A 26063-nucleotide genomic window follows, 5' to 3' on the forward strand; every position below is an offset into this window, starting at 1 on the left:
CCCTCTATCAAGCGGTCACATCGTTGTGGAAAATGGTTCCTGCCTGTGCCGCGCGCGCTCGCTGAATGGCGAGCGTCGCGATCGCGGTGTCTTGCGCGCCGGTGCCGGTCAGATCGCAGACGGTGATCTCGTCATCGCTCATACGGCCTTGAGCCTGTTGCGCGATGACTTCGCCAAGCTCGGCAAAAGATGCATCAGCATCCGTCACGCCCGCTTCGATCGCATGATGCAGCTCGCCGAGCACGCGCACTTGCTGAAGGCGGTCGCACACATAGCGCGCTTTGGCGAACACGTCCGGAGCGATTTCATTCTTGTGCTCCGCATCCGATCCCATCGCGGTGATATGCAAGCCCGGATGCAGATCGCGTGCGTGTATCAGTGGCTCGCGGCTCGGCGTCGTCGTGATGGCGATATCGGCGTGCTTCAACGCCTGGTTCACGCTGTCGGCGACATCGCACGGCAAGTCTTCGCAGTCACGCGCGAACTGCTGCGCGCTCTTCGGATCGCGCGCCCATACGGTCACATGCCCGATGTCGCGCACGAGCCGCAACGCCTTCAATTGCAGACGCGCCTGCTCGCCCGCGCCGATAATCGCGACGCGCTTCGCATCCTTGCGCGCGAGCCAGCGCGAGGCAACCGCGCCCGCCGCAGCGGTACGCACGGCGGTGAGATAACCGTTGTCGAGCAACACGGCTTCCGTGAGACCGGTGCGCGCGGACAGCACGAGCATCAGGCCATTGAGGCTCGGAAGTCCGAGCGACGGATTGTTGAAGAAGCCAGGGCTCACCTTGATCGCGAAGCTCGGAAAGCGCGGCAAATAAGCGGTTTTCACGTCGACTTCGCCGGCGTGCTCGGGAATGTCGAGACGCAGGATCGGCGGCATTGCGACGGCTTCGGTCGCGAGCGACTTGAACGCGGCTTCGACTTGCTCGATCGCGTCGAGGTCAAGCGGCACGAGCTTGCGCAATTGCGCCTGCCCGAGCAGCACGGTGGAGGTATCGATGTTGGACATGGGTTCAGGCCGCTCCGATGAGTCGACGATGCGTTGCGATATCGATGTTGCTGCCGCTCACGACGATGACGATCGGTCCGTTCGCGGCTCCAATCGCGCCGTCGAGCAAAGCCGCGATGCCGACCGCCGCCGCCCCTTCTACAACGAGCCGCTCTTCGCGATACGCGTGCACGATGCCGCGCGCGATCGACACTTCATCGAGCAGCACGACATCGTCGATGAGATCGCGCGTCATCGCGAACGTATGTCTGTTATCGAGGCCGATGCCGCCGCCGAGCGAATCGGCGAGTGTTTCGAGTTCATCGACGAACACCGGCTTGCCTGCCGCGAGACTCGCATGCATCGCAGCGCCGCGTTCCATCGACACGCCGATCATCTTCACGTCGGCACGAATGCTTTTCGCCGCGAACGCGACGCCGCTGAATAGCCCGCCGCCCGACAAGGGCACGACGATGCTCGCCGCATCGGGCAGCGCTTCGAGAATTTCAAGGCCAATGGTGGCTTGCCCCGCGATCACGCGTTCGTCGTCGAAGGGCGGCACGAATGCATAGCCTTCTTCGCGCACGAGACGTTGCGCTTCGACCTGTGCATCGTCCTGACTCTTGCCGACGATGACGACACGCGCGCCGAGCGCGGCCACCGCATCGACCTTGTTCTTCGGCACGAGCGACGACATGCACACTGCAGCTTCGATGCCGAGCGCGCGTGCCGCGTGTGCAACCGCGCGGCCATGATTGCCCGTCGATGCGGTGACGACACGCTTGCAGCCTTGCTCCGCGATCTGTGCGAGCGCATTGGTCGCGCCGCGCAGTTTGAAGCTGCCCGTAGGTTGCAGCGTTTCGAGCTTTAGATGAACGGGCACGCCCGCGATGCGCGAGAGCGACAGCGAATGAACCAGCGGCGTGACGAGCGCGCGGCCTTCGATGCGCTGGCGGGCGCGGTAGACATCGGCGAGCGTGAGTGCGGACATGTGCGCCTGAATTGCGTTTGAGCTAACCATGCAACTCAGTCTAATGTCCTAAAAAATCGTTTTCGATTGTCCTAGTTCATTTAGTTGAAGTCATGCACATGCGGGTACTGACCGAAGACTTCGCGCATCGTTTCGACCGCGCTGCGAAACGTGCTTTCGCCGACTTCCGCGCCCACGCATAGCCGCACCGCATTGGGCCGGTCCGCGCCGCGCACGAGAAACGGATCCGGCGACGTCACGGCGATATTGCGATTGCGCAATTCACGCGTGATGCGCTCCGCTTCCCATTCGTCGGGCACACGCAGCCATACCGAAAGCGCGTTCGGATGACTGCCGAGCACGTATTCGCCGAGCACTTCGCGCACGACGCCCTGGCGTGCCGCGAGCCGCTCGCGCTGAATCTCCACGAGACGTTGCGCCGTGCCATCCGTGATCCAGCGCGCGGTGACTTCCGCGATGGGCGACGTCGCCATCCAGCAACTGACGCGCAGCACGCTTTCCGCACGCAACGCAAGACGCCGCGGCACCGTCATGAAGCCCGTGCGCAAGCCGCTCAATACGGACTTGGTCATGCTCGTGCAGTAGAAAGCGAGTTCCGGAATGAGGCTCGCGATAGGCGTCTGCGTTTTCGCGGGCAACGCGCCATAGACATCGTCCTCGATCACATAGACGCCATAGCGTTCCGCGATGCGCGCAATCGCGCGGCGGCGCGAGTCGGGCATCATCGCGACCGTGGGATTGTTCAGCGTCGGCGTGCAGACGAGCGCGCTCACGCGTTCGCTGTCGCAGACTTCCTCGAAGTGCTCAGGGCGAATGCCGTGCTCGTCGATCTCGAGACCTTTGAGCGTAAACCCCAACACGTTCGCCGATCCGATTACGCCGTGATCGGTGAGGCTTTCGCACAGCACCGTATCGCCCGGCCCGACGATGCTCGCCAGCGCAAGGAAGATGCTATGCGCGACGCCGTTGGTGACGAGCAGCGTCTCGACCTTCGCGGGCATGTTGAGCGAAGCGAGCCATTCGACGCCCGCCTGTCGATGACTGTCGAAGCCCGCAATCGGCCGGAACGCACGTATCCACGGCTGATCGTCGATGGTCGAAAGCGTCGCGCAGACCTTGCGCCACATCGAGTCATGCTCGGGCGTATGCACGATGCGCGCGATCGAGAAATCGACGACCGAGCGCTCGGCGGTGTCGAGCATGTAATTGGACATCGTTTCGGTCACGCGCGCGCTGACGAAACTCCCGCGTCCGACCTCGCATCGAATCAGCCCTTGCCGTTCGAGTTCCTTGTAGGCATTGGTGACGGTCTGCACGCTGATCGCGAGATCGGCGGCGACTTCGCGTTGCGGCGGCAACCGTGCGCCCGATGCTAGCGCGCCGCTTTCTATATCGGCGGCCATCGCCTTGACGAGCCGCTTGTACTTCGACTGCACGCCCTGCACGGTACGCACGGCGTCGCGCCATCTTTCATTCACTTGCTGTTCCTCGCATGCCTGGTTCCATGCGCAATAGTGGCCCAAAAGCGCGCGCGAAAATAATTGTCCTAGAGCAATCGGAACAAATATATGGCTTTGTATTCTGCGTCGGTGGCTATGCGGCGAGTGACTCCAAAGCCCCTTGGAGTAAGGGTTTTCCTCGGTCTCTCACATGCAGCGCCGCCCCACTCGACCACGCTTGAAGAACCATTACTACGGGAACGATATGAACACGAAGCGACTGTCTGGAATGCTGGCGGCGGCGTGCGTCGCGGCAGCGAGTCTTGCCGCCTATGCCACGAGCGCGAACGCGGAAACCACCTTGCAGCGCATCCAGCGCACCGGCGAGGTGCGTATCGGCTATGCGAACGAAACGCCCTTCGCCTACACGACGCCCGATGGCACCGTAACCGGCGAATCGCCCGAGATCGCGAAGAAGGTGTTCGCCAAGCTCGGCGTGAAGAAGGTCGATGCGGTGCTGACCGAATGGGGCGCATTGATTCCGGGCCTCAAAGCCGGCCGCTTCGACGTGATTGCAGCGGGCATGTACATCACGCCCGAGCGTTGCAAGCAAGTGGCGTTCGCCGATCCGCAATATCAGATTCCCGACACGCTGCTGACGATGAAGGGCAATCCGAAGAACCTGCACAGCTATGCCGATGTCGCGAAGCAGCCGGACACGAAGCTTGCTGTGATGGCAGGTACGGCGGAACTCGGTTATGCGCGCGCGGCGGGCATCAAGGACGACCAGATTCTTCAGGTTCCGGACACGACCGCGCAATTGCAGGCCGTGCGCGCGCGTCGCGCCGACGCGGCTGTCGGCACCGCATTGACGATGAAGGGCCTCGCCGAAAAAGGCGGCTCGTCGGTCGAGGCGATCAAGCAGTTCAACGACGATCCGAAGCACACAGGCTATGGCGCGCTCGCGTTCCGACCCGAAGACACCGATCTGCGCGACGCCGTCAACAAGGAGCTGCATCAGTGGCTCGGCACCGACGATCATCTGAAGACGGTCGCGCCCTTCGGCTTCGACAAGTCCAACGTGACAGCGAAGAAAGCGCCGGAACTGTGCGCCGGTTGAGCATCGATGCATCGCGACGCGCAGCTTCATCTACTAGCGAGGAACCGTCATGAGTGACCTCCGTGAGCTTCTGCCCTTGATGATGAAGGGCACACTCGTCACGATCCAGATCGCCTTCATCAGCATCCTGCTTGCGATCGTCATGGCGGGCGTCGCGACGGCGTTGCGCGCCGCGCCATACCGTGTCGTGCGATGGATCGGCAACGTGTATGTCGAAGTGTTTCGCGGCACTTCGCTACTCGTGCAGTTGTTCTGGCTCTTCTTCGTGCTGCCGCTGCCGCCGTTCAACGTGCAACTGACGCCCTTCACGGTCGCCATCGTCGGGCTCGGGTTGCACTACGGCGCGTATGGCTCCGAGATTCTGCGCGGCGCGCTGCGTTCGGTGCCGGGCGGACAGTACGAAGCGGCGCTCGCGCTGAACATGCCGGCCACGGCGCGGCTGCGTCGCATCGTGCTTCCGCAGGCGATGATCAACGCGCTGCCGCCCGCGACGAATCTGATGATCGAACTGTTGAAGGGCACATCGCTCGTCTCGCTGATCACGCTGTCGGATCTCACGTTCCGCGCGCGCCAGCTCGACGAAGCGACCTTCAAGACAGCGGAAATCTTCGGGCTCACGCTGCTCATCTACTTCGTGCTCGCGCAGGTGATCGTCGCCGTGATGCGCGTGTTCGAGCGGCGCGTGAGCAGTCATGTCGCGATCCGTCGCGCGAGCCGCACCTTACCGGGGGCCGCATCATGACGTCGCTGGGTCAACTCTTCGATGTGAAATACGCGCTGCATATCCTGCCGGAACTCGCGCGCGCGGCGACTTATACGATCGGCATCACGCTCGTCGGGTTCGCCATCGCGCTCGTGCTCGGCCTCGTTCTCGCCATCATGCGGCGCAGCGATTTCGCGCCGCTCGCGAAGACGACTGCGTTCTTCATCGAGTTCATACGCAGCACGCCGCTGTTGATTCAGGTGTACGTGCTCTTCTATGTCGCGCCGCTTTACGGCTTCACGATGTCGGCGTTGACGGCGGGCACGCTCGGCATCGCGGTCCATTACGCATGCTATGTGTCCGAGGTGTATCGCGCGGGACTCAACGGCGTTGCACGCGGACAATGGGAAGCATCGTGCGCGCTGTCGCTCCGGCCGTGGCGCACCTATACCGGCGTGATTCTGCCGCAAGCGATCCGCCCGGTGATTCCCGCGCTCGGCAACTACCTTGTTGCGATGTTCAAGGACACGCCGGTGCTCTCCGCGATCACCGTCGTCGAACTGATGCAGCAGGCGAAGAACATCGGCTCCGAGACCTTTCGCTATCTCGAACCCATCACGATGACCGGAATCTTCTTTCTCATCATCAGCGTGACGTTCGCTTCGGGCGTGCGTCATATCGAACGGCGCGTGAGGCTGCCATGACCGCGACTCAATACCAGGAGCAGCAGATGAAACGGGATTTCGACCCCGCGCTCGGCGGCGCAGCCGACGCCAGCGCGAACACGCCGATGGTGCGCTTTCGCAACGTCACCAAACGCTACGGCGCGCTGACCGTGCTCGACGGCCTCGATCTCGATGTCGCGCCGAACGAGAAGGTGGCGATCATCGGGCCGAGCGGCTCGGGCAAGTCCACGCTATTGCGCGTACTGATGACGCTCGATCCGCTGACCGATGGCGTCATCGAAGTGGACGGGCAGCCGCTCACGCACGAAATGCGCGGCGGCAAGCTCGTGCCCGCATCGCCGCGGCATGTTCGTCAGGTTCGCAGCAAGATCGGCATGGTGTTTCAGAGCTTCAATCTCTTTCCACACATGACCGCGCTCGCGAATACGATCGAAGCGCCAATGAGCGTGCTCGGATTGTCGAAGAAGGAAGCGACCGAGCGCGCGCGCGAACTGCTGTCGCTCGTCGGCCTCGCGGAGAAGTGCGAGCATTACCCGTCGCAATTGTCGGGGGGACAGCAGCAGCGCGTCGCGATTGCGCGAGCGCTCGCCATGCGGCCGAAGATCATGCTGTTCGACGAAGTGACATCCGCGCTCGATCCCGAACTATGCGGCGAAGTGCTCAACGTGATTCGCCGTCTCGGCGAAGAACACAACCTGACGATGCTGATGGTCACGCACCAGATGGGCTTCGCGAAAGAGTTCGCCGATCGCGTGTGTTTCTTCTCGCAAGGCAAGATCATCGAACAGGCGCCGCCGCAGCAGTTCTTCAGCGCACCGCAGCATGAGCGCACGCGGCAGTTCCTGCGTGCGGTGACCGAGGCGCTTTGATTCGTTGCTGCGCGCGGCGCGGGTGCGGCTTACTGCGTGCTCGCCGCCAGCGGCGTATAGGTTCCCGTGAGTGCCTTGAGGAACGCGACGATCGACTCGACATCCGCTTCCGATAGCTTCGTTCCCACTTCGTACTTCGCCATGTCGCGAACGGCCTGATGCAGGTCGTTCACGTTGCCGTCGTGGAAATACGGCGCGGTCAGCGCGACGTTGCGCAGTCCCGGCACCTTGAAGCGATGCAGATCGCCCGGATCGCGTGTCACGTTCGCGCGGCCTTTGTCCGCATCCGTCAATGCAACGCCGCGCGCCGCGAAGTAATCGCCGGCAAGTCCCATCCGTTCATACGACTGGCCGCCGAGATTCGCGCCGACGTGACAGGTCGCGCAACGGTTCGCCTTGAATAGCTGATAGCCGCGCAATTCCTGCTCGTTGAGTGCGGTCTTGTCGCCGCGAAGATAAGCGTCGAAACGGCTCGGCGTCAGCAAGGTCTTTTCGAATTCGGCGATGGCGTCCGTGATGTCGTCGCCCGACCAGCCGCGTTCATACACACTCGTGAAGGCGCGCGTGAACTCCGCATCCTTGTTCAGCTTCCCGATGATCTGATCCCACGAAACCGAAGCCATCTCGACCGGATTCAGCGGCGGCCCGCCCGCCTGATCCTGCAGCGTCGCGGCACGTCCGTCCCAGAACTGCGCGTGATTCAGCGCCGCGTTGAATACGGTCGGCGCGTTCACGCCGCCGAGTTGACCGCCCACGCCGAGCGATAGCTTGCGGTTGTCGACGCCACCGGTTCCGAGGCCATGACAGCTCGCACACGAGATCGAATTGTCAGACGACAGGCGCGGATCGTGGAACAGGCGCATGCCGAGCGCGACCTTGCGCGCATCGACGGGCAGCGATGCCGGCAATGGCTGCACCGGCTCGTTCGCGAATTCGTCGCTTACGCCGTGCGTCGCATAGTTCGCTTTGCGGACATCGGCGATCCATTCGAGCAGCATGTCGCGATCATCCTGCGTCAGGCCCGTGCTCCAGTGCACGGCGCGGAACGCAGCGGGCGGCATCGTGCCGTCTTTCACGACTGTTTCGAGCTTGGCGATATCGGCTTCAGGCGCGGGCGTGCCGTCTTCGAGAGCGTTGTACAGCGCGTCGATACGGAAATGACGCAGCCCTTTCTCGACGTCATGCTTCGATAACTGCGCGATGCCAGGCCATGTCGAATACGACGGCAATTCGGCCTTCGTCGAATGGCAGTAATAGCATGCGTTGCGGTTCAGCACGTTGCGAATGGAACCCGCTTGCGCCGACGACACCGGTCCTTCTGCGGCCTTGCTCGCATACGCCGTGTCGTGCAGATACGCATAACCCGACATGCCCAGATATCCTGCAATGACGACCCCCGCGACCGCTAACAACGACTTCTTCAACATGTTTGACATCGACTGGCTCTAGCTTTCGAATTAGTTGGCTAGCGATGCTAACGAACGCGGCCGGAATCGTGGTTGAGAGCCGTCAACGTTCTTTCCCGGACAACTTGTCGCGCCTGATGCGTGGCGTCGAATGCCGTGCGCCATGGCGTCGCATGAGCGTCGAGGACCGTTTATTGCTTCACGCTCATTCGATGACCACCGGAGAGTGCGATGCCCCCCACCCTGCATAAAGTCGCGCGTTTCGCGGATCTGTCCGCCGGGCGCGGCACGCGCGTGTGCGTCAAGAGCGAAGACAAGGACGCGAAGGACATTCCGATCCTCCTCGTGCGCGACGGAGAGAATGTGCGCGCGTACACCGCCAAATGCCCGCATGCGGGCGGACCGCTCGACGAAGGCGCGATTTGCAACGGACGCATCGTGTGTCCGTGGCACAAAGGCACGTTCGATGTCGGCGACGGCAGTCTCGTCGAGCCGCCGCCTTCGAAGGCGTTGACGCGCTATGAAGCGATGCTCAAGGACGGCGATGTGTATGTGTCCGCGCAACCCATGGAGAGCGGCGACGTATCGCAGAAACAGACCAACGATAGCCGGACCATGCTCATCGTGGGCGCGGGCGCGGCGGGCGCGGCCGCTTGCTCGGCGTTGCGCGAAGCCGGTTTCGGCGGACGCATCGTGTTGGTCGGCGGCGACGCGCGCGAGCCGTACGATCGCACCTCGCTCAGCAAGTTCACGCTCGCGGGCGACATGCCACCCGACGACGTTCCGCCCCTGCTCGACGACGATTTCTTCGCGAAGCACGACATCGAACGCAACGAATCGCCTGCCGTTCATCTCGACGCGAAGAACCGGCGCGTCGAACTCGCAAACGGGCACAAGATCGATTACGACGCCGCGCTCGTCTGCACCGGCGGCGTGCCGAAGCCGCTTACGACGCCCGGCGCAAACCTCGCGCATGTACATCTGCTGCGCACTCGCGACGATGCGCGTGCGATCCTCGCATCGCTCGAACAGCACAAGCGCGCGGTGATCGTCGGGGCGAGTTTCATCGGGCTCGAGGCGGCTTCATGTCTGAGGAAGCGAAACGTCGACGTGACCATCGTCGCGCCGGGCAAGGTGCCGTTCGCGAAGCAGTTCGGCGAGCGCATCGGCGAGATGTTCAGAAAGCTGCACGAGAAGAACGGCGTGACGTTTCATATGAATGCACGCGTAAGCACATTGAGGGGCGGCAACGCGGTGAGCGAAGTGATCCTCGATTCCGGCGAGAAGATCGCAGCCGATGTCGTGCTCGCGGGCACGGGCGTCGATCCCGCCACGTCGTTTCTTGCGGACGTCGAGCTCGCGGACGATGGCGGCATCGATGTGGACACGTCCATGCTCGCCGCGCCCGCGCTCTATGCCGCCGGCGATATCGCGCGCTTTCCGTTGCCGCGCTCGGACCAGCGCGTGCGCATCGAGCATTGGCGTGTCGCGCAGCAACATGCGCGCGTCGCCGCGTACAACATGGCGGGCAGCGCACGCACGTATGTCGGCGTTCCTTACTTCTGGACCTATCACTACGAGAAGACCTTCGACTATCTTGGACATGTCAGCGAGCCCGACAGCGTCGAAATAGACGGCGATCTCGAAGCGCAGCATTTCATCGCGTATCTGATGAAGGATGGACGCGTGGGCGCGGTGGTCGCGTGCGAACACGACGCCGCCGTGTGCCGTCTCGCCGAAGCGATGCGCGAGCCGCTCACGCTCGAAGACGCACGTCGCATCGCCAACGCCTGAGCGCGCGAACATGGCCACGAAACGCGCCGATATCGACCCGCAACAGACGCCCGCATCGCTCGACGAATGCCGGCGTTGCGCGCTCTGGGAACACGCGACGCAAGCGGTGCCGGGCAACGGTCCGCGTCATGCGCCGATCATGATCGTCGGCGAGCAGCCGGGCGATCAGGAAGACTTGCAGGGCAAGCCGTTCGTCGGGCCTGCCGGCGCGATGCTCGATCGCGCGCTCGAAGAAGCCGGCGTCGCGCGCAAGGAGGTGTATGTAACGAACGCGGTCAAGCACTTCAAGTGGGAACCGCGCGGCAAGCGGCGTCTGCACAAGACGCCTGCGCAGCGCGAGATCGATGCCTGCCATTACTGGCTCGATCGCGAGACAGGCGATGTTGCGCCGCAAGTGATCGTCGCGCTCGGCTCGACTGCGCTCAAGTCCGTGTTGCGCGATTCGAAGGCGACCCTGCAGGCCTCGATGGGGCACGCGCTCGAACACGAGGGACATGCGATCGTCGCGACCTATCATCCTTCGTTCGCGTTGCGCGCGCCCGATCCGGAGACACGCGAGCGTGCATACAAGGCAATCGTCGAAGCGTTGCGCGATGCACATCGGCTCGTCGCGCGTCATCGGAAATAGCGTTGAGGGAATGACTATGACAACGAGCGCAAAGACAGCAGCGAAAAAGAAGAATAGCGGCAAGCGGCCCAGCACGCGCCAGCGGCATTCGCTTGCGAGCGTCCGCAAGAAGCCGGAGCGCACGACGCATCGCTGGTCGCATCATGTGATGGAAACGAGCGATGCAATGGATATTCAGCGCGACATCTTCAAGACCGGCAACGCGCAGGAGATCGCCGATTCGCTCAAGCGCTCGTCGACGCGCAGCACCCGCCGCAAGGGCTCGCCGTTTCAATCGGCAATGTCGATGCTGAACTTCTACATCAATCGCGCGGGCCGCAATCTGCCGAAGTCGCGCAAGAGCACGCTGGAACGCGCGAAAAAACGCTTGCGCGAAGCGTTCGGACGCAAGCCCTGAAACGTCCGCGCGGCCTCGTCGGAACGAGGCCGCGCGCGTTGCGTGGCTACCGCTTCTCCATGAAGATCAGGGTTGCCGCTGACCGCCCTGATGCTGTGGCAACGGCTGATTCTGCTGCTGCTGACCGCTCTGCTGATCCTGTTGCGGTTGCCCCGGCGACCGGTCTTGCTGGCCGTGCTGCTTGGGCGTCGATGGCTGATTGCCCGTTTGCTTTTGATTTCCGCTCATGAAGCCCTCCTGGCTAAGTCATCGCGTAGGTTAAAAGCCTCGGCTTGCGCCGCACGATAGTGCGAGCATCGCGCGTACCAGAACGGACGTCCGCATGATGCGGGCGCTTCGCAACGTCACGAGGAACGTCTCTTGCTTCCGCTAAGAAACGATGCGACCCGCTCAAAGGAGACAGCAATGGTGCAAGAACCTCCTCTCAATCCCGGCGATGAAGCCGAGCCCGGCGCGCCCGGTACCGGCGAAGACATCTGTCCGGACTGCAACGGCTCGGGCAAGCTCGAAGGCGCCGACTGCAAGACGTGCGGCGGAACGGGCAAGGTGACGCAAGGCATCGGCGGCGGTTGAATCGACGTTTCAGGAGTCACGTTTGAAAACGCATCCGAGCCATCTGGCAGGCACGGTCGCGCTCGCGTTGTTGCTCGCGAGCGGCGCGGCCATCGCCGACGATTACGCGAACGACTTTGGCCCGAACCCGACGCTGCCCGCACCGCGCAGAGCGATGATGCCGACGGTGAACATCGCGCCTGCCAAACCTTGGGCGCAGGGACAAAAACCCATCGCGCCCGAGGGTTTCGATGTGACCGCGTTCGGCACGGGGCTCGAACATCCGCGCTGGCTTGCGACGCTGCCCAATGGCGACGTGCTCGTCGCCGAAAGCAATGCGCCCGCGAAGCACGACGAAAACGCAGGCATCAAAGGCTTCGTCATGAAGAAGGTGATGAAGCGCGCGGGCGCGGCCGTTCCAAGCCCGGACCGCATCATGCTGCTGCGCGATGCCGATGGCGACGGAATCGCTGAAACGCGCAGCGTGTTCATCGACAAGCTGCATTCGCCGTTCGGCATGGCGCTCGTCGGCGACGATCTCTACGTCGCGGATACCGACGCGATCCTGCGCTTCAAGTACGAAAACGGCACGACGCAAATCACGACGCCGGGCGAGAAGTTCATCGACTTGCCTGCCGGCGATATCAACCATCACTGGACGAAGAACATCATCGCGAGCCGCGACGGAAGGAAGCTCTACGTGACGGTCGGCTCGAACAGCAATGTGGCGGAGAACGGCATCGACGCGGAGAACGGCCGCGCGGCGATCATGGAAGTCGATATCGAATCGAAGCAGTCGCGCCTCTTCGCGACGGGCTTGCGCAATCCGAACGGCATGGCGTGGCAGCCGCAGAGCGGCGCGCTCTGGACCGTGGTCAACGAGCGCGACGAACTCGGCAACGACCTCGTGCCGGACTATCTGACCTCCGTGAAAGACGGCGCTTTCTATGGCTGGCCATACAGCTATTACGGTCAGCATGTCGATGATCGCGTGAAGCCGCAACGCGCGGATCTCGTGCAATCGGCGATCGCGCCGGACTATGCGATCGGCGCGCACACCGCTTCGCTCGGTCTCGCGTTTTATGACGGCACCGCATTTGCGCAACGCTATCGAAATGGCGCGTTCATCGGTCAACATGGTTCGTGGAATCGCAAGCCGAGAAGTGGCTACAAGGTGATCTTCGTGCCCTTCGACAATGGCAAGCCTTCAGGACCGCCCGAAGATATTCTGACGGGCTTTCTGTCGTCGGATGGTCATGCGCTCGGCCGTCCTGTCGGCGTGGCGATCGATGGCAAAGGCGCATTGCTCGTCGCCGACGATATCGGCAATACGGTGTGGCGGGTCGCGCCCGCCGCGAAATAAATGGCCGCGCGAAAGTCGGCACGCGGCGCGCCGGGTCTCTTCGCGCTCGCGGAAAAGCAGATCGTCGGGCTTTACGATGCGGGCGTGATGTCGCCTGCGGTGCTGCATCACGTCGTCGCGGCTTACGCGAATAGCAGCATCGACTGGAACGAAGATGGCACGCTGCAAACCGTCGATGGCCATACGGTGCACGAAGCCGTCGTGCTCGTGATGATGCCGGGACGTGCGTTGAAGAACGCACGCAAGGACTTCATCTCCGTGGTCGAGCATCTCGCGGGCGGCGCGCGCGAGACGCAAGAGGACGAAGCGCAAGCCGAGGACGACGAAGATCTCCTGACTCAACTGGGCGGCGACCCATCGCCGCCGCGCGCGAAGGCGCGCGCCGCGAAGAAGAGCACGGAAGAAGAAGCCGAGCCGAAGCGCGCGGCGTTCAATCCGCTCGTCGGCGCGCGTGCCGTGCGCAAGTAGCGGCATCACGGCACGCGCCTGTCGCGATCAATGCGGCACGCCCGGCGCGATGAGATCGAGCAGATCGTCCATGTCGAATGGCTTCGCGAGAATGGGCACGCCGAGATGCTTCGCGCGTTCGAGTTCATCGGCATAACCCGTCATCAGCACGAGCTTCTGCGATGGCAAACGCGACATGATCTGCTCGGCCAGATCGATGCCGTTCATGCGGCCCGGCATCTGCACATCCGACAACACGAGATCGAATCCATAACCTTCGCCCAATAGCGCGAACGCGGCATCGGCGCTTTCTTCGTGATGCACCGCGCAGCCGAGCACTTCGAGCACCGCCGTCACGCCCGCCGCGACATCCGCGTTGTCTTCCACGAGCAGCACCGACGTGCCGCGCAACGGCTCGTCTTCTTCATCGGATACGGGCACGATCGGCGGCGTCTCGACATCGGGCGGCACATAGGCCTTCGATTCCTTCGGTGCCGGACCATGATGGCGCGGCAGATAGAGGCGCACGGTCGTGCCCGATCCCGCCACGCTCGTGATGCGCGCCGTGCCGCCCGCCTGCTCGCACGCGGCGAGCACCTGCGTGAGGCCGAGGCCCGTGCCCGCGCCGCGCTGCTTCGTCGTGAAGAGCGGCTCGAACGCGCGGCGCTGCACTTGCTCGGTCATGCCTTCGCCGTTGTCGGTGATCGAGACGAGCACGTATTCGCCATCGGGAATATCCGTTTCCGCGCCGCGCACGCGCGCGTTCTGGCAACGGATCAGCACGCGCCCGCCGTGCGGCATCGCATCGCTCGCATTCACCGCGACGTTCACGAGCGCGATCTCCAGTTCGACCCGATCGGCCATGACGCGCCACAGATCGGGCGATAACTCCAGCGTCACCGCGACGGACGGATGCACCGATTTCTTCACGAGATCGAGCACGCTTCGCAGCCAGTCGGCGGGATCGACGAGCTCGCGTTTCAGCGGCTGCTTGCGCGCGACGCTCATCAGCCGCCGCGCGAGCGATTCGGCCCCGGCCGTGGCACGTTCCACCGCGAGCACTTCGCTTTCGACGTCGTTGAAGCGCTTGTGTCGGGCAAGCTCCATGTTCGAGCCGACGACCATCAGCAGATTGTTGAAGTCGTGCGCGACGTTCGCGACGAGATTGCCGAGCGCGCCCATGCGCCGCAATTGCCGGCTCGACGCCTCGACGGAAAGGCGCGTCGCGACTTCGGCCTGCCAGCGTTCCCATGCGGCCTGCTCCGCATTGAGCCGGCGGATCGAGAACAGGATCAGCAGCCACACCGCGATGCACGGCACGAGCGCCATCGTCGCGACGAGCGCAAGGTGATTGCGCCAGCGAGCGAGAACAGCGGAGGCCGCATAGCCCGTCGACACATAGAGCGGATAGTCGCCCACGCGTCTGAACGCGAGCAAGCGATCGACGTGATCGACGGTCGAACGAAGACGCATGCTGCCGTAAAGCTCGTTGTTGCGAAACGCGGCGGTAAAGGGTGTATTGGTCGCGGGTTGCCTGCTCTCCATGGCGGCCGGAAAGCGCGCGAGGATATTGCCGTCGCGCCGATAAAGCCCGATGACGACCGCCTTGTCGCCCGCCGCGAGTTCGCGATAAAAATCGGTGAGGTAGTCGCGCTTCAACGCAATCGACACGACGCCCAGAAACTTCCCGTTTCGGCCGATGCGTCCCATCGTCGTCGTGAAGACATCCGAGCGCGCCACCTTGCCGCGCAAGGGCAACGAAAAGTACGTGACGGGCGCCACCGCACGCGCGGACTGGAAATCGTCGCGATCCTCGATCGATATCGCGGGCGCGGGATACCAGCGGCTGTTGGCGAGCAGCGCGCCTTTCTCGCCGAACACGGAGATCGCCGCGATTTGCGCGAGCGTGCCGCTCATGTCGTCGAGCGTGCGATGCAGCTCCGCTTCGCGGCTCTTGATGAGCGCGTCGTCGCTATCGCCGAGCAGATCGACGATGCGCGTCTCCAGTTGCTGATTGAGGTCGATCACTTTCAGCGCGTGCTCGTCGGCGACGCGCGTGAGGCGTTCCGTGAGTTCCCGCGCATCGGCGAAGCGGCGCTGATGATCGTAGTAGCCGTAGATGCAAAGGCACGCGACCGGAATGACGATGGATGCGCCCAATACGAGCAGCAGCACCTTGCGCATCGATGCGAAATGGCGGGCAGGCAGCGGCAGATCGAATGTCGCGGTCTCTGTGGAGTCCAAGCGTTGCGTCTCCGAGGAAGTCGACCGGCATATCGTAACCGGCGAGGAGTCGGAGCGGTATGAAGAATGAAGAAAACGCCGGCATTCTCTTTAAACGCGGCGAGTGCATCGGTCGCCGGCGGCCTTTCTTCTGATTTAGCCAGGCGCATGCCTGGCCACTCGTCGCAGGGCTTGTGGACCCGGCGCGAGCGTCGGCTTCAGCCGGCCATTTCGCGATCGGGCGTCGCGGATATGCGATGAATCGCGAGATCGGCGCCATTGAACTCTTCTTCGCGATCGAGCCGCAGGCCCACTGTCATCTTGATGGCGCCATACACGAGCGCACCGCCCGCGAGCGCGAGCACGACGGCGCCCGCCGTGCCGATGAGCTGCGACCCGATCGACACGCCGCCGATGCCGCCGAACGCCTTCTGCCCGAACACGCCCGCCGCGATGCCACCCCACGCGCCGCACATGCCGTGCAGCGGCCACACGCCGAGCACGTCGTCGATGCGCCAGCGGTTCTGCACGCAGGTGAACATCTGTACGAAAAGCACGCCCGCGACCGCGCCGACGATCAGCGCGCCGAGCGGATGCATGAGGTCCGAGCCCGCGCATACCGCGACGAGACCCGCGAGCGGCCCGTTATACGTGAAGCCCGGATCGTTGCGGCCCGCGAACCATGCGGCGAGCGTGCCGCCGACCATCGCCATCAGCGAGTTGACGGCGACGAGGCCGCTGATCTTGTCGACGGTCTGCGCGCTCATCACATTGAAGCCGAACCAGCCGACCGCAAGCACCCACGCGCCGAGCGCGAGAAACGGAATGCTCGACGGCGGATGCGCGGCGATGCGCCCGTCCTTGTGATAACGCCCGTGACGCGGCCCGAGCAGCAGCACGGCGGGCAACGCGACCCAGCCGCCGAACGCATGCACGACGACCGAGCCGGCGAAATCATGAAACGGCGCGCCGAACGTGTGCGTGAGCCACGCCTGAATGCCGAAACGCTCGTTCCACGCGACGCCTTCCAGTAAGGGATAAATGAAGCCGACGATCACGCAGGTCGCGAACAGTTGCGGATTGAACTTGGAGCGCTCCGCAATGCCGCCCGACACGATCGCCGGAATCGCCGCGGCGAAGGTCAGCAGAAAGAAGAAGCGCACGAGCGCATAGCCGTTGTGCTGCGCGAGGATATCGGCGCTGTGCATGAACTGCACGCCGTACGCGATGTTGTAGCCGATGAAGAAGTACGCAAGCGTCGACACGGCGAAGTCCACGAGGATCTTCACGAGCGCATTCACTTGATTCTCGCGGCGCACGGTGCCGAGTTCGAGAAAGGCGAAACCTGCGTGCATCGCAAGCACCATCGCGGCGCCTAACAGCAGAAAAAGAGTGTCGGTTCCGGATTGGAGTGCCTGCATGATTCGAGCGATTGGTCTGGAAGAGGCGCACGTTTTGCAAGTTCCGGGCCAAGTTGGCGCAGACGGCATCCAAACGGTGCAGACGCTTTGCGCAGCGCGGATTGGCATGGTGCAACGGGCCGTGACGCTAACTTTTTCGGTGCGCCCGATCTTGGTGCAGTGCCCCGTTGCATGGCATTGAATGCACCGCGCAAGAGCCAAATATTTCGATGCGAAGGGACGCCGTAGGCTTATCGCAAGCATGCGATGCGATGCACGTTCGCGTTGCGCGGCGAGTATTCTGAAGACTGGTCGCGTGCAAAACGGAGTGGCCATGACCTCACGCATCGAACGATTTGGCGAGCACGTACGCATGGAATCGCATGAGCGCGATCCGCGTGTCGTCACGGTCGTGCTCGATCGGCCCGCGCGTCGCAATGCCGTCGATCGTTCCATGGCCGACGCATTGCGAGAGGCGTTCGAGCGCTTCGATGCCGACGATGCGTTATCCGTCGCCGTGCTATGGGGCGCGGGCGGCACGTTCTGCGCGGGCGCTGATCTGTCCGCACTCAACGATGACGCGCGCCGCAACAAGATCCATGCCGACGGCAGCGGCCCCGGCCCGATGGGACCGACGCGGCTCACGCTGCACAAACCCGTGATCGCCGCCATCGCCGGTCATGCGGTCGCAGGCGGACTCGAGCTTGCCGCGTGGTGCGACCTGCGCGTCGTCGAGGAACACGCGGTGCTAGGCGTGTTCTGCAGACGCGTCGGCGTGCCGCTCATCGATGGCGGCACGACACGGCTGCCGCGTCTCATCGGCATGTCGCGCGCGCTCGATCTGATCCTCACTGGCCGCGCCGTCGATGCTGACGAAGCGCTCGCTATCGGCCTTGCGAATCGCATTGCGCCGGCGGGCGAAGCGCGCAATGTCGCCGAAGCGCTCGCATGCGAACTGGCCGCGCTGCCGCAGGCCGCGTTGCGCGCCGACTTATGCTCCGCGCACGACAACGCATTCGATGCCGACCTGGGCCGCGCCTTGCAGCGCGAAGGCGCGAGCGGATATCGCGCGGTGTTCGATGAAGGTCTCGAAGGCGCGACGCGTTTCATCGCAAGACATCGGGACTGAAAGGACGAGCGACATGAACTCAGTGTTCGAGAACCGTAGGGAAGCGGGCCGCGAGCTCGCGCAGCATCTCGGCGCGTATGCGGACCGTGACGACGTCACCGTGCTCGCATTGCCGCGCGGCGGCGTGCCCGTGGCATACGAAGTCGCACGTGCATTGCGCGCACGGCTCGATGTGCTCGTCGTGCGCAAGCTCGGCGTGCCGGTGCAGCCGGAACTCGCGATGGGCGCGATCGCATCCGGCGATGCGTTCTTTCTCGACGAGCGCATCGTGGAATATGCAGGCGTCGGGAAAGACGAACTCGATCGCGTGATCGCGATGGAGCGCGCCGAGCTCGAGCGGCGCGAGGCGCTGTATCGCGGCGACATGCCGCCGCTCGATATGAACGGACGCGTGGCGATCGTCGTCGATGACGGCATGGCGACCGGCGCAACGATGAAGGCCGCGGCGATGTCCTTGCGTCATGCGCGCCCGTCGAAGATCGTCGCGGCGCTGCCCGTTGCGCCGCTCGATTCGGAAGCGCGCGTGGAAGATATCGTCGATGAATTCGTCTGCGTAATGCGGCCGCATCGATACTTCGGCGTCGGGCAGTTCTACATCGACTTCGATCAGACGAGCGACGACGAAGTGCGCGAGTTGCTCGATGCGGCCCGCAAGGATGTTTAGCGCAGCCAGGGCGCGTCGTGCGATTCCTGCGTCTTGCCGTATTTTTCACGCGCGGCCTTCAACGACTGCTTCTCGATGACGCCTTCGTCCACGAGCGATTTCAGCGCGGCGATGACGATCGATACGCGATCCACTTCGAAGAACTCACGCAACGATTGACGCGTATCGCTGCGGCCGAAGCCATCGGTGCCGAGCGTGACGTAACGGCGCGGCACATACGCGCGAATCAGTTCGGGCACCGCGCGCACATAGTCCGTCGCCGCGATCACCGGCCCGCGCGATGATTCGAGCGCGCGCGTGACGAAGGGCACGCTCGCATCGTCGTCGGAGAGGCGCGCCGCGCGCTCGCATGACGCGCCATCGCGATGAAGCTCCGTGAAGCTCGTCACGCTCCACACGGCGGCGTCGATGTTCCAGTCGTCTTTGAGCATCATGCGCGCGGCGATCGCTTCGTTGAGGATCGCGCCCGAGCCGAGCAATTGCACTTGCGCATTGGCATCGCCGCCGATGCGATAGATGCCGCGCAAAATGCCTTCGCGCGTGGACGCATTCAGCGCACTGCCGGGCGCGGAAGGCTGCGCGTAGTTTTCATTCGTCACCGTGATGTAATAGAACACGTCGTTCTGGCGTTCCATCATCTCCTGCATGCCTTCATCGACGATAGCCGCGACTTCGTACGCGAACGCGGGATCGTAAGCGCGGCAGTTCGGAACCGTCGATGCAGAGAGATGGCTCGTGCCGTCCTGATGCTGCAAGCCTTCGCCGCCGAGCGTCGTGCGGCCCGCCGTCGCGCCGATGAGAAAGCCGCGCGAACGCTGATCCGCGGCCGCGAAAATCAGATCGCCGATGCGCTGAAAACCGAACATCGAGTAATAGATGTAGAACGGCAGCATCGGCAGATCGTGCACGCTGTATGAAGTCGCCGCCGCGATCCACGACGACACCGCGCCCGCCTCCGAAATGCCTTCTTCGAGAATCTGCCCGCGCGTGTCCTCGCGGTAATAGAGCATCGAGCCCATGTCTTCCGGCTCGTATAACTGGCCGAGCGGCGAATAGATGCCCACTTGCCTGAAGAGATTCGCCATGCCGAACGTGCGCGCCTCGTCCGCGACCACAGGGACGACGCGTGGTCCGAGCGTCTTGTCCTTCAGCAAGCTGCCGAGCATGCGGACGAAAGCCATCGTCGTGGACATTTCCTTCGCTGATGCGTCGAGCGCGAACTGGCCCCACGTAGCGAGCGCGGGCGGCGTGATGCCAAGCGAAGCCTTCGCGCGACGTCGCGGCAGATAACCGCCCAACGCCGCACGACGCTCGTGCAGATAGCGCATTTCGGGCGCGTCATCCGCGGGCTTGTAGAACTTGAGCTGCTCGACATCGTTATCGGAGAGCGGCAGGCGGAAACGATCGCGGAACTGCTTGAGATCGTCGAGATCGAGCTTTTTCTGTTGATGCGTCGTCATGCGGCCCTGCCCCACCGCGCCCATGCCGAAGCCCTTCATCGTCTTCGCGAGAATCACCGTCGGCTGGCCCTTGTGCGAAAGCGCCTTCGCATAAGCGGCGTGGAGCTTGCGCACGTCGTGACCGCCACGGCGCAAACGGTCGATATCTTCATCCGACATATGCGCGACGAGCGCCGCGAGTTCCGGATTCTGCCCGAAGAAGCGCTCGCGGTTATAGCGGCCGTCATTCGCCGAGAAAGTCTGGAATTGGCCGTCGACGGTATGCGCAAATGCGCGCAGCAATGCATTGGAGCGATCGCGCGCGAACAGCGCGTCCCAGTCCGAGCCCCACAAGACCTTGATGACGTTCCAGCCCGCGCCGGTGAATTGCGCTTCGAGTTCATCGACGATGCGCCCGTTGCTGCGCACAGGGCCATCGAGCCGCTGCAGATTGCAGTTGATGACGAACACGAGGTTATCGAGTTGCTCGCGCGCTGCGAGCGACAGCGCGCCGATCGATTCCGGCTCGTCCATTTCGCCATCGCCGAAGAAGCCCCAGACCTTGCGGCCTTCCGTGTTCTTGAGATTGCGGTTCTGCAAATAGCGCATGAAGCGCGCTTGATAAATGGAATTGATAGGACCGATGCCCATCGACCCAGTGGGGAACTGCCAGAAATCCGGCATCAGCCAGGGATGCGGATAAGAGCACAAGCCCGGTCCCGCGATCTCGCGCCGATAATGCTTCAGATGTTCTTCGCCGAGAAAGCCTTCGAGAAACGCGCGCGCATAGACGCCCGGCGACGAATGCGGCTGAAAGTAGACGATATCGCCGCCATGCGTTTCATTCGCGGCTTCAAAGAAGTGATTGAAGCCGACCTCGAAAAGATCCGCCGCCGATGCATAACTTGCGATATGGCCGCCGAGTTCGCCATAAGCCCGATTCGCGCGCACGACCATCGCGAGTGCATTCCAGCGCAACACCGCGGCGAGCTTTTCCTCGATGTCGAGATTGCCGGGATAAGGCTGTTGCTGCGCCACGGGAATCGTATTCGCATAAGGCGTCGCGCGCGCCCGCGCCGATTCGACGCCCACCGACAGCGCGTGCTCCGCGAGCCGGTCGAAAAGATACTGCGCGCGATCCTTGCCTACGTGTTCGACGACCGCATCGAGCGCCTCCAGCCATTCGGCGGTCTCGCCGGGATCGATGTCCTCGCGTCCCTTGGCAATGGAAAGAAGCTGGGTGGTACCGCTCGACAAGTCCGTCATGGCGCGACTCCGCGTTGGCTAGAGAATACGCTCAAGCATATCCTTTGATGCGCAGAATGTGCGTCTCATTTGGCTGCCTTCTCGCTTTGCTGTAGTGTGTTTATTCTTCGGAAACGCCAAAAACCGGAATCTTTCGACTATGACAGCACACTCGAAGCAGCGCCTCGACCGCATCGACATCGGCATATTGAATGAGCTACAGCAAAACGCGCGCATCACCAATTCGGAACTCGCCCGCGCCGTCAATCTTTCGCCGACGCCCTGCTTCAACCGCGTGCGCGCGCTGGAGAAGGCGGGCCTTTTCAAGCAGCACGTCACCTTGCTGAATCCGGAAGCGCTCGGGCTTTCCATCAACGTCTTCATTCAGGTCAGTCTGGAAAAGCAGATCAAGGATGCGCTTGCGCGTTTCGAGCAAGCGATCAGCGAGCGGCCCGAAGTGATGGAGTGTTATCTGATGACGGGCGATGCCGATTACCTGTTGCGCGTCGTATTGCCCGACGTCGCCGCGCTGGAGCGCTTCATCCTGGAACGGCTCACGAAGATGCCAGGCGTTTCCAACATTCGTTCGAGCTTTGCGCTCAAACAGGTGCGCTATAAAACCGCGCTGCCGTTGCCCGCGTCGGGATTGACCCTGCCCGATCAGAATGCCGACGAGGCAGAATGGACCTGATGGATAGTGCAACGAGCGGTCGATCCTTCCGACAGCACTAAACATTCCTGTAATTCTTGCGATGACGCGGTGCATCGCCTATAACTCGTGTGGCCTGTGCGGCATGTTTTCCCGGCTTGACGTGTTCTCTGACGAATTACCACGCACGCGAGAAAGACATGAACATCGAAACCGTACGTGTATTCATCATGACGCGCGGCGTCGATTTCGCGATCATGGTGATCGGCGCGATCGCGCTGTGGATCATCGGGCGCTGGCTGATCGGTCTCGTCACGAGCACGATGCGCAAGCTTCTTTCGCGCAACGGCCGCGTCGATCCGACGCTCGCGCATTATCTCGGCTCCATCGTCGGCGTCATTCTCAATCTGCTGCTCGTACTCGCGATTCTGCAGATTTTTGGCGTGCAGACGACGTCTTTCGCGGCGTTGCTCGCGGGTCTCGGTCTCGCTATCGGCACGGCATGGGGCGGGCTGCTCGCGCACTTCGCGGCAGGCGTGTTCATGCAGGTGTTGCGGCCCTTCAAAGTGGGCGATTTCGTGACCGCGGGCGGCGTGACCGGCACCGTCACTGAGCTTGGTCTTTTCGGCACGACCATCACGACGCCCGACAACGTCGCGGCCATCATCGGCAACAACAAGATCTTCTCCGACACGATCTGGAATTTCAGCTTGCTGCCGCATCGGCGCGTCGAACTGAGCGCGAAGATCGCGAATGGCGTCGATCCGCTCGATGCCATCGCGCGTCTGAAGGAAGCCGTCGCGAAGATACCGAACGTGGCGACCACGCCGCCGCCCGATGTCGAAGTGCTGTCGTTCACGCCGGAAGGACCGCTTCTGTGCGTGCGGCCTTACACCAATACAAACGACTATTGGCAGGTCTATTTCGACACCAATCGCGCGATCATCGAAACGTTCAGGCAAGCCGGCTATCCGACGCCGGAAACGCCGCTCGTGCGCCGCGTCGTCAACTGATTTTCACGCGCGAATGCTGAACTAGAATGAGTGGAACCGGCGTGCCTTGCGCCGGATCACCGGTCGCGCGCGGGAGGATGCCATGCCGACTTATCAATACCGTTGTCAGGATTGCGGCGAGACCTTCGAGCACGCGGAGCACATCGTCGAGCATGCAACGGTGCAACTCAAATGCCCGAAGTGCGGCAGCGAGAAGGTCGCGCACGCACCGGCGCCGTTCGTCGCGAAGACCACGAAGAAAAGCTGAACTTCAAGCCGCGCGAAACCGCACTTCGTGCGACGGCAGGCCGCCCAGACGTTGCGCGACGTGATCGATGAACGCGCGCAAGCGCGGCGCTTCGTGACGGCTCGGCGGCCATAGAATCTGAAACACGCCTTCCGGACGCATGTGTGCGCCGAGCACCGCGCGCAGCATGCCGCCGTCCATCGCGCTCTTCGCGACGAAATCCGGCACGCACGCGAGCCCCAATCCGGAGATGCAGCCTGCGAGCACGGCTTCCATGTCGTTGAACGTGAGCGTCGCGTGCGGATCGATTGCGAACGTGTGATCGTCACGCGCGAAACGCCAGGGCTCGGGACGGCCGCTCGCCGGAGAACGGAAGCGGATGCACGCATGGCCATCGAGATCGCCGGGCGTCGCGGGCTCGCCATGACCCGCGAAGTATGCGGGCGAGCCAATCACGACCGGACCGTATTGCGTGAGCGGGCGCGCGAGCAATTGCGAATCGGCGAGACGCCCTGTGCGGATCACCGCGTCATACCCTTCCTGCGTGACATCGACTACGCGATCGCTGAATTCGATATCCAGTTCGATGTCCGGATAGCGCCGCCTGAAGTCCGGCACGAGCGGCATCAATAGCCGCGTGCCGAGCGACGGCGCGCTGATGCGCAGGCGTCCGCGCGGCGACGACGTCGAATGGAACAGCTCGTTCTCTGCTTCTTCGAGATCGGCGAGCATGCGTTTGCAGCGCGCGAAGAAACGTGCGCCTTCGTGCGTGAGGCCGATCCTGCGCGTCGTGCGATTGAGCAGTTGCACGCCGAGCTTCGCTTCGAGCCGCATCACGCTCTTGCCTACTGCCGAAGCCGACAATCCGAGCGCGCGCCCTGCCGCGACGAAGCTGCCCGACTCGGCGGCGCGCACGAACGCGACCATGCCGGAAAGACTTTCTGTCGATGGAGGCGCCCCGGACGAAGTCGCCGTGAGAGACCCGTGCGAAGCCTGCGATGGAACGGTGGTCATATTCATGTTCTGGCGAAAAAGAAGGCGCGACGGATTGCGCCTGTCTTCTGCAAGAACGTGCGTGATGCCGATTTATTCCCGACTTACCCGCGCTCTCGTGTAGTGCGGCGCGTCAGCCGTTCAGTTCCTCGTGCAGCGCGACGTATTCCTGCGCGAGCTTGTGACGCGGTTCGAGATAGATCATCGGCCGCGCGTGCTGATGGCTCTCGCGGATTTTCACGGAGAGCGACAGATGCGAATTGAGCACAGGCAAATCTTCGCCGCGTAGTTCCTCGACGAGTTGCTGGGGCAGGCTTGCGCGCGGCTGGAACTGATTGATGACGATGCCTTCGACGCTCAGATCCGGATTGTGATCGTGGCGGATCTCCTGCACGTTATCGAGCACCGAATAGAGCGCGCGGCGCGAGAAGTCGTCGCAATCGAATGGAATCAGACAGCGCTCCACGGCGATCAATGCGGAGCGCGTGAAGAAGTTGAGCGCGGGCGGCGTGTCGATATAGACGGCGTCGTAGTGTTGCAGTCCCTTCAATGCGTCACGCAGCTTATAGATCTTGTAGCGCGATTCGAGCTTGCTTTGCAGCGCTTCGAGATTCGGATGCGACGGCACGATGTCGAGATTCTCGAATGGCGTTGCATGAATGAAGGACTCGAACGCCGGTTCGCGAAAGCTATAGCTCAATGCGGATTCGAAGAAGCTTGCGAGATTCGGCTGTGCATCGCGGGCTTGTTCGCCTAGCAGGTACTGGCTTGCATTGCCCTGCGGATCGAGGTCGATGACGAGTGTGCGCAGGCCCCGGGAAGCGCTGATCGCGGCGAGATTGCAGACGATGGTGGACTTGCCTACGCCACCCTTTTGATTGAAGACCACACGGCGCATCGGTTTTTCTTCCTGGGTTTGTGAACGCTCGTTTCTTTGTGCGTTCTGGCTGGGGTTGAGCGGTTCCAGGGATGTGATCTTATCGCATCAATATGGTTGCGGTTTTTGGCTTTGGGTTTTTGTTCGTTTGTTCGGGAGGTGTCGCTGGATCCCGTATTCGTGTCGGTCTATTAGCACTGCCCCTGTGCTAATAGACCACTAAGAAAACGGGATCCGGCGAAAGCGAAAAAATCAAGGAAAAGCCGGAATCGTAGGATCGGCCCCTTCGACATCGGCCTCCGGATGATGACTCTTCACCAGCGCCTCGATCTCCTCGACACGATCCTTCGGCACATCGACCATCATCAGCAATTCGCCATCGTCGATCGCCTGCTCGAACCGCCGCAAGCGCGTATTGGGAATGCCCACGCCGATCATCGTCGCGGCCCATGCGCCGAAGCCCATGCTCGCCAGCGTCATGCAAACGACCGCGCCGCCGGCAATCGTCAAACCCGCAGGCGGAAATGCCATCGCAACAAGTCCGGCGAGCGCGCCCGTCACGCCTCCTGCAGCCGTTCCGCGAGCAAGCGCAGGCAAGAGATCGGTGCGTTGAACGAGTGTCGCTTGAGGCAAATCCTCCAGCGGTTCATGAGGCCGCGCAAGCACATGGATATGCCGCCATTCGATTCGCTTCAGCAGCAATTCGTCGATGATCCCCTTCGCGCTCGCCACACTCGGCAGCAGAAAATAGATGCGCCTCATCTCGCACCTCCATATCGGAGCGTCATGAATCCAATATAGACGACGCGCACAGGAACG

At 62.7% G+C, this 26063-nt stretch carries 26 protein-coding genes; 15 read left to right on the top strand and 11 right to left on the bottom strand.

The window, feature by feature from the left end; all coding sequences use genetic code 11:
* Positions 1-7: 7 nt before the first annotated feature.
* The 3 genes from NCS02_RS18470 to ehuR form a co-directional block, all read right to left on the bottom strand.
* Positions 8-1012, bottom strand: coding sequence for a cyclodeaminase (locus NCS02_RS18470; protein WP_175979463.1), 1005 nt, complete (start codon positions 1010-1012; stop codon positions 8-10).
* Between the two features lie 4 nt (positions 1013-1016).
* Positions 1017-1982: a hydroxyectoine utilization dehydratase EutB gene (gene eutB, locus NCS02_RS18475; protein WP_250456852.1), complete on the bottom strand. Its 966-nt coding sequence runs from the start codon at positions 1980-1982 to the stop codon at positions 1017-1019.
* Between the two features lie 80 nt (positions 1983-2062).
* Positions 2063-3460: a MocR-like ectoine utilization transcription factor EhuR gene (gene ehuR, locus NCS02_RS18480; protein ID WP_250519922.1), complete on the bottom strand. Its 1398-nt coding sequence runs from the start codon at positions 3458-3460 to the stop codon at positions 2063-2065.
* Between the two features lie 226 nt (positions 3461-3686).
* On the opposite strand from ehuR, the gene ehuB reads away from it, so the two are divergent.
* The 4 genes from ehuB to ehuA are packed head-to-tail and all read left to right on the top strand — an operon-like array spanning position 3687 to position 6799.
* On the top strand, positions 3687-4541 hold the full coding sequence (ehuB, locus tag NCS02_RS18485; protein ID WP_175979466.1) for an ectoine/hydroxyectoine ABC transporter substrate-binding protein EhuB: 855 nt from the start codon (positions 3687-3689) through the stop codon (positions 4539-4541).
* 49 nt (positions 4542-4590) lie between these two features.
* Positions 4591-5283, top strand: coding sequence for an ectoine/hydroxyectoine ABC transporter permease subunit EhuC (gene ehuC / locus NCS02_RS18490; protein WP_008353030.1), 693 nt, complete (start codon positions 4591-4593; stop codon positions 5281-5283).
* Positions 5284-5288: 5 nt separating this feature from the next.
* Positions 5289-5948: an ectoine/hydroxyectoine ABC transporter permease subunit EhuD gene (ehuD, locus tag NCS02_RS18495; protein WP_208456975.1), complete on the top strand. Its 660-nt coding sequence runs from the start codon at positions 5289-5291 to the stop codon at positions 5946-5948.
* Between the two features lie 26 nt (positions 5949-5974).
* A complete protein-coding gene (gene ehuA, locus NCS02_RS18500) occupies positions 5975-6799 on the top strand; it encodes an ectoine/hydroxyectoine ABC transporter ATP-binding protein EhuA (RefSeq protein ID WP_284504347.1) in 825 nt (274 codons plus the stop codon).
* 29 nt (positions 6800-6828) lie between these two features.
* Here ehuA and NCS02_RS18505 read toward each other — a convergent pair whose 3' ends face one another.
* Complete coding sequence (locus NCS02_RS18505; protein ID WP_175979468.1) at positions 6829-8235, bottom strand: cytochrome c peroxidase; 1407 nt, start codon at positions 8233-8235, stop codon at positions 6829-6831.
* Positions 8236-8436: 201 nt separating this feature from the next.
* Here NCS02_RS18505 and NCS02_RS18510 point away from each other — a divergent pair, with 201 nt between their 5' ends.
* Genes NCS02_RS18510 through NCS02_RS18520 form a run of 3 tightly spaced genes read left to right on the top strand, consistent with a single transcriptional unit; the run spans position 8437 to position 11024 of the window.
* A complete protein-coding gene (locus tag NCS02_RS18510; RefSeq protein WP_250503060.1) occupies positions 8437-9999 on the top strand; it encodes an FAD-dependent oxidoreductase in 1563 nt (520 codons plus the stop codon).
* A gap of 10 nt (positions 10000-10009) precedes the next feature.
* Positions 10010-10627, top strand: coding sequence for a UdgX family uracil-DNA binding protein (locus tag NCS02_RS18515; protein WP_250456855.1), 618 nt, complete (start codon positions 10010-10012; stop codon positions 10625-10627).
* Between the two features lie 16 nt (positions 10628-10643).
* Positions 10644-11024 (top strand): DUF3175 domain-containing protein, encoded by a 381-nt coding sequence (locus NCS02_RS18520; protein WP_008353024.1) that lies wholly within the window; start codon positions 10644-10646, stop codon positions 11022-11024.
* Positions 11025-11090: 66 nt separating this feature from the next.
* On the opposite strand, the gene NCS02_RS18525 is transcribed toward NCS02_RS18520, so the two are convergent.
* Positions 11091-11252 carry a hypothetical protein gene (locus NCS02_RS18525; protein ID WP_167561849.1) on the bottom strand — a complete coding sequence of 54 codons (162 nt, stop codon included), beginning with the start codon at positions 11250-11252 and terminating at the stop codon, positions 11091-11093.
* 177 nt (positions 11253-11429) lie between these two features.
* Between NCS02_RS18525 and NCS02_RS18530 the strand changes: the two genes are divergently transcribed.
* The 3 genes from NCS02_RS18530 to NCS02_RS18540 are packed head-to-tail and all read left to right on the top strand — an operon-like array spanning position 11430 to position 13407.
* Positions 11430-11597: a hypothetical protein gene (locus tag NCS02_RS18530; RefSeq protein ID WP_250435961.1), complete on the top strand. Its 168-nt coding sequence runs from the start codon at positions 11430-11432 to the stop codon at positions 11595-11597.
* A gap of 22 nt (positions 11598-11619) precedes the next feature.
* Positions 11620-12939, top strand: a complete 1320-nt coding sequence (locus NCS02_RS18535; RefSeq protein ID WP_008353020.1) for a PQQ-dependent sugar dehydrogenase — start codon at positions 11620-11622, stop codon at positions 12937-12939.
* Positions 12940-13407, top strand: coding sequence for a hypothetical protein (locus tag NCS02_RS18540; protein WP_250503061.1), 468 nt, complete (start codon positions 12940-12942; stop codon positions 13405-13407). It begins immediately after the preceding gene.
* Between the two features lie 27 nt (positions 13408-13434).
* Here the strand turns inward: NCS02_RS18540 and NCS02_RS18545 are convergent, their stop codons facing one another.
* Positions 13435-15630, bottom strand: a complete 2196-nt coding sequence (locus NCS02_RS18545) for a hybrid sensor histidine kinase/response regulator family protein (protein ID WP_250503062.1) — start codon at positions 15628-15630, stop codon at positions 13435-13437.
* A 197-nt stretch (positions 15631-15827) separates the two neighbouring features.
* On the bottom strand, positions 15828-17030 hold the full coding sequence (locus tag NCS02_RS18550) for an ammonium transporter (RefSeq protein ID WP_250503063.1): 1203 nt from the start codon (positions 17028-17030) through the stop codon (positions 15828-15830).
* 313 nt (positions 17031-17343) lie between these two features.
* Between NCS02_RS18550 and NCS02_RS18555 the strand changes: the two genes are divergently transcribed.
* The gene (locus tag NCS02_RS18555) at positions 17344-18138 is read left to right on the top strand and encodes a crotonase/enoyl-CoA hydratase family protein (RefSeq protein WP_250503064.1); all 795 of its coding nucleotides are present in this window, start codon (positions 17344-17346) and stop codon (positions 18136-18138) included.
* Positions 18139-18151: 13 nt separating this feature from the next.
* Entirely contained in the window at positions 18152-18802 is a 651-nt protein-coding gene (locus tag NCS02_RS18560; RefSeq protein WP_034471932.1) for a phosphoribosyltransferase, read from the top strand.
* On the opposite strand, the gene mdeB is transcribed toward NCS02_RS18560, so the two are convergent.
* The gene (gene mdeB / locus NCS02_RS18565; RefSeq protein ID WP_250456860.1) at positions 18799-21507 is read right to left on the bottom strand and encodes an alpha-ketoglutarate dehydrogenase; all 2709 of its coding nucleotides are present in this window, start codon (positions 21505-21507) and stop codon (positions 18799-18801) included. The two genes, NCS02_RS18560 and mdeB, sit on opposite strands and share 4 nt — an antisense overlap.
* Positions 21508-21646: 139 nt before the next feature.
* On the opposite strand from mdeB, the gene NCS02_RS18570 reads away from it, so the two are divergent.
* The 3 genes from NCS02_RS18570 to NCS02_RS18580 all read left to right on the top strand — a co-directional run bounded on the left by NCS02_RS18570 (position 21647) and on the right by NCS02_RS18580 (position 23395).
* Positions 21647-22177: an Lrp/AsnC family transcriptional regulator gene (locus NCS02_RS18570; protein ID WP_008353006.1), complete on the top strand. Its 531-nt coding sequence runs from the start codon at positions 21647-21649 to the stop codon at positions 22175-22177.
* Between the two features lie 158 nt (positions 22178-22335).
* Positions 22336-23148, top strand: coding sequence for a mechanosensitive ion channel family protein (locus NCS02_RS18575; protein ID WP_250435972.1), 813 nt, complete (start codon positions 22336-22338; stop codon positions 23146-23148).
* An 82-nt stretch (positions 23149-23230) separates the two neighbouring features.
* Positions 23231-23395, top strand: a complete 165-nt coding sequence (locus NCS02_RS18580) for an FmdB family zinc ribbon protein (protein ID WP_008353004.1) — start codon at positions 23231-23233, stop codon at positions 23393-23395.
* A gap of 3 nt (positions 23396-23398) precedes the next feature.
* Here the strand turns inward: NCS02_RS18580 and NCS02_RS18585 are convergent, their stop codons facing one another.
* From NCS02_RS18585 to NCS02_RS18595, 3 genes are all read right to left on the bottom strand, one after another.
* Positions 23399-24301 (bottom strand): LysR family transcriptional regulator, encoded by a 903-nt coding sequence (locus NCS02_RS18585; protein ID WP_350029895.1) that lies wholly within the window; start codon positions 24299-24301, stop codon positions 23399-23401.
* A 199-nt stretch (positions 24302-24500) separates the two neighbouring features.
* A complete protein-coding gene (locus NCS02_RS18590; RefSeq protein WP_175979479.1) occupies positions 24501-25265 on the bottom strand; it encodes a ParA family protein in 765 nt (254 codons plus the stop codon).
* Positions 25266-25496: 231 nt separating this feature from the next.
* Positions 25497-26006: a DUF1269 domain-containing protein gene (locus NCS02_RS18595; protein WP_175979480.1), complete on the bottom strand. Its 510-nt coding sequence runs from the start codon at positions 26004-26006 to the stop codon at positions 25497-25499.
* Positions 26007-26063: the final 57 nt, after the last annotated feature.

Source organism: Caballeronia sp. NCF2, assembly GCF_023631205.1.
Taxonomy (GTDB): domain Bacteria; phylum Pseudomonadota; class Gammaproteobacteria; order Burkholderiales; family Burkholderiaceae; genus Caballeronia; species Caballeronia zhejiangensis.